Origin of the sequence: Aquitalea pelogenes, from assembly GCF_001515305.1 — a bacterium.
Taxonomy (GTDB): Bacteria; Pseudomonadota; Gammaproteobacteria; order Burkholderiales; family Chromobacteriaceae; genus Aquitalea; species Aquitalea pelogenes.
This window is the reverse complement of sequence record NZ_LNQV01000094.1, coordinates 1-3,722: the sequence shown is the minus strand read 5'-3', so window position 1 is coordinate 3,722 and position 3,722 is coordinate 1. Positions and strand designations below refer to the sequence as shown.

General features: G+C 62.0%; 4 protein-coding genes. All 4 read left to right on the top strand.

Going from position 1 to position 3,722, the window contains the following annotated elements; all coding sequences use genetic code 11:
- The first annotated feature begins 39 nt into the window (after positions 1 to 39).
- The gene (locus AWT75_RS20230; RefSeq protein ID WP_275575778.1) at positions 40 to 1,200 is read left to right on the top strand and encodes a PepSY-associated TM helix domain-containing protein; all 1,161 of its coding nucleotides are present in this window, start codon (positions 40 to 42) and stop codon (positions 1,198 to 1,200) included.
- Positions 1,201 to 1,329: 129 nt separating this feature from the next.
- Entirely contained in the window at positions 1,330 to 2,061 is a 732-nt protein-coding gene (phnF, locus tag AWT75_RS20225) for a phosphonate metabolism transcriptional regulator PhnF (RefSeq protein ID WP_161937792.1), read from the top strand.
- Between the two features lie 134 nt (positions 2,062 to 2,195).
- Entirely contained in the window at positions 2,196 to 3,209 is a 1,014-nt protein-coding gene (locus AWT75_RS20220) for a putative 2-aminoethylphosphonate ABC transporter substrate-binding protein (RefSeq protein ID WP_062791534.1), read from the top strand.
- Positions 3,210 to 3,296: 87 nt separating this feature from the next.
- The coding region (locus AWT75_RS20215; protein WP_239689686.1) for an HD domain-containing protein at positions 3,297 to 3,722 on the top strand (426 nt) is incomplete at its 3' end.

Genomic DNA, 3,722 nt, shown 5'->3' with positions numbered 1-3,722 from the left:
GACAGCAGCGCCCGCTCACCCCGGCACAGGCCGTGCAGATTGCCCGCGACTCGGTGGCCCGCCAGCCAGCAGGCCCGCTTGCAAGCCGCATTCGCGCGCGATGCCAGCACCGCCATGATGAACTACGACCCCTACCGGCCGTTTTATCGCGTGGCGCTGGATGATGCCGAGCAGCACGAAATCACCATCTCGCAACACAGTGGCGAGGTGGTGAAATCCACCACCCGCATGCAGCGCATCCTGTTCTGGAGCGGCAGTTACCTGCATTTTCTGCGCCCGCTGGATGCCATTGGCCTGGCGGAAGCCAGAAAGCCCATCCTTACCTGGGGCGCGCTGGCTGCCTTGCTGTCGGTGTGTAGCGGGTTGTGGCTGGGTGTGGGGCGCTGGCGTCCGGCCTGGCTTGGCAAACGTCCCTACCCCAATGGCAGCAGCAACCCTTACCGCGCCTTGTGGCAGCGCTGGCATCTGTGGCTGGGCTTGTCTGCCGGCCTGCTGGCTTTTACCTGGTGCCTGAGCGGCTTTCTGTCCGGCAACCCATGGCAGCTGTTTGGCCCGCAAGGCAGTCATGGCAAAGCGCATCAGCATGGCCAGCCGCCCTTGCCTGCTTCCGTCACCGCGCTGCCGATGGCACAGATTGCCGGGCAATTGCAGGCAAAATCGCCTGCGCCTGCGGTGGAACTGAACTGGGTTCAGCTGGGCAGGCAACAGCAATTGCAAGCACAGGACAAACAAGGCCGTGTCTGGTTGCTGGCTGCATCCGGGTCGGCCAGTCCGGTACTGCAAGCAGGCTTCAGCAAGGACGACGTGCTATCAGCCGTGCAAAACAGCCAGCACCATGCCTCCATCCGCGCAGCTGAACTACTGCAACAGGACGACGACTATTACTACAGCAGCCCGCGCATCAGCCGCGCCGAGCGCCCCTTGCCGGTATGGCGCATCAAACTGGCTGACCCTGCCGCCAGCTGGCTGTATGTGAATCCGCAAACCGGCGTCACCGTACTGCAAGTCAAGCAAGGTCAGCGCAGCTTGCGCTGGCTGTTCAGCGCGCTGCACAACTGGGACCTGCCCATCCTGCGACACCGGCCGCTGTGGGATGGCTGGATGCTGTCGGGCAGTATCGTTTGTGTGGCACTGTCGCTCACGGCCCTGGTGCTGGGCTGGCGTCGCCTGACACACCGCAAGGCAGGGCCGCGCCGTTGAAGACAGGCCGACCGCAGCATGCAAGCGCCTCCGGTCAGGCCGCAGCATGGTCGTGACAAGCCGGGAAGCCATGCAGGACAACTGTGCGATGCCATGCTATTGTCTGCAAAAAATCCCGATGCCCTTGCCATGAATACGCGCCTTAACCGCCCTGCCGGAACCCCGCTCTGGTTACAAATCGATGCCACGCTGAGTCAGGAAATCCTGTCGCGCACCCTGACTGGCCGACTCCCCAACGAGCAGGCACTGGCAGAGCGCTTCGGGGTCAACCGCCATACCGTGCGACAGGCCATCCAGAACCTGCAAGACAAGGGGCTGGTGCGCATCGAGCGCGGGCGCGGTACCTTTGTGCAGGAAGAAATCATCGCTTACCGACTGGGCAAGAGCAGCCGTTTCTCCCACAGCCTGTCCGCCCAGCATCTGGTCAGCGATGTCGATATCCAGTCCTGCCATTTCGAACCGGCCACGGCCACGGTGGCCGAACTGCTGAAGGTGGATAGCGGCAGCCAGGTGCTGAGGGTGGAGTCGCTGGACCTGGCCGATGGCAAGGTGGTGAGCGTGTGTACCCAGTATTTCCCCCTGCCGCGCTTTGACGGCTTCATTGATATCTACCGCAACAGCAAAAGCACCAGCGAAGCCTTTGCCAGCAAGGGCATCACCGCCTTCCAGCGCGTCCTCAGCCGTATCAGTGCCCGGCTGCCACGACCGGAAGTCGCCGCCGCCCTGCAGCAGGGCAAGCAGCAACCCATCCTGTACGTGGAAAGTGTTTACGCCGACCTGGACGGCCAGCCCATCGAATACGGCATCACCCGCTTTGGTGGTGACACCGTTCAGGTCGAAGTAACACCGGACAGCCTGTAAGCCTTGCCATCCCCTTCTGCCGGGCATGTGGTTTTTTTGCTCTCAAAGACATCTAGACGTCTAGATGTAAACAGGCTGTAATGTTGCCTGCGTAAAGTGCACTGCGTCCACCAACCCGATGCAAGGCTATCAACATGCAGGCTTATCGCTCCCTTATTGCCGCCGCCCTCGCGCTGGCCAGCTGTACCGTGTTTGCCGAGACCACGCTGACCGTTTACACCGCGCTGGAGGCCGACCAGTTGCAGGCCTATCAGCAAAAGTTCGAGCAGGAAAACCCGGACGTGAAACTGCGCTGGGTGCGTGACTCCACCGGCATCATCACTGCCAAGCTGCTGGCAGAAAAAGCCCGCCCGCAGGCGGATGTGGTGATGGGCGTGGCCGCGTCCTCGCTGCTGTTGCTGCAAAAAGAAGGCATGTTGCAGCCTTACGCACCGAAAAACGTGCAAAAACTGTCGCGCCAGTATGTTGATACTGCCGCTACTCCGTCCTGGGTAGGCATGGACGTGTGGGGTGCAGCCATTTGCTTCAACACCGTGGAAGCCGCCAAGCAAGGCCTGGCCAAACCGGAAAGCTGGAAAGATCTGCTCAAGCCGCAGTACAAGGGCAAGATTGTCATGCCCAACCCGGCCTCCAGCGGCACCGGCTATTTCGATGTCACCGCCTGGCTCACCCTGTTTGGCGAAAAACAGGGCTGGTCGTATATGGACAAGCTGCACCAGAACATTGCCCAGTACACCCACTCCGGCTCCAAGCCGTGCAAGCAGGCTGCCGCCGGCGAATTCCCCATCGGCATTTCCTTTGAATACCGTGCGGCCAAGCTGAAAGAAGGCGGCGCACCGATTGACGTGATTTTCCCCAAGGAAGGCCTGGGCTGGGACCTGGAAGCCACTGCCATCATGAAGGGCAGCAAGAACCTGGCCGCGGCGCGCAAGCTGGCAGACTGGTCGGCCTCGCAATCCGCCAACGAGCTGTATGAAAAGAACTTCGCCATCGTGGCCATGCCCGGCATTGCCAAACCCAGCCCGCTGATTCCTGCCGATTATGAAAAACGGCTGGTGAAGCAGGACCTGCACTGGTCCGCCCAGAACCGCGAACGCATTCTGGCAGAGTGGACCAAGCGCTACGACGCCAAATCCGAAGCGAAATAAGCCCATCGGCCCCGCGCACAGCCGTGCCGGGGCCGCCAGCCCTGCCCTTGTGCGGCGGGGCTGGCCTGTTAATGGAGTCTGTCTGTGATGTATCCCGCTTTCCAGACACTGGATGAAGTGTTCGAGCTGCTCTCCCGCCGCGGCACTGCCCTGTACGGCGGCGAGGCCGTCAGCCAACTGGAGCATGCCTTGCAAAGCGCACTGGCTGCCGAACAGTCCGGTGCCGATGCCAGCCTGATCACCGCGGCCCTGTTGCATGACATCGGCCATATCGTGTGCGAACAGGGCGATGACGATGTGGCCAATGGCGTGGACGACCACCACGAGGCTGTCGCCGTACAGCTGCTGTCCACCCTGTTTGGTGAGGATGTCTGCCTGCCCATTGCCCTGCATGTTGCCGCCAAGCGTTACCTGTGCCACAGCGAAGCGGGCTATCTGGACAGCCTGTCCAAGCGCCTCGCGCCTGTCGCTGGCCTTGCAGGGCGGGCCGATGTCCGCGGCCCGAAGCCGAGC

Excerpts from the sequence above, each read along its gene's own strand:
- phnF (WP_161937792.1), top strand. The coding sequence starts at position 1,330 with ATGAATACGCGCCTTAACCGCCCTGCCGGAACCCCGCTCTGGTTACAA.
- AWT75_RS20220 (WP_062791534.1), top strand. The coding sequence starts at position 2,196 with ATGCAGGCTTATCGCTCCCTTATTGCCGCCGCCCTCGCGCTGGCCAGC.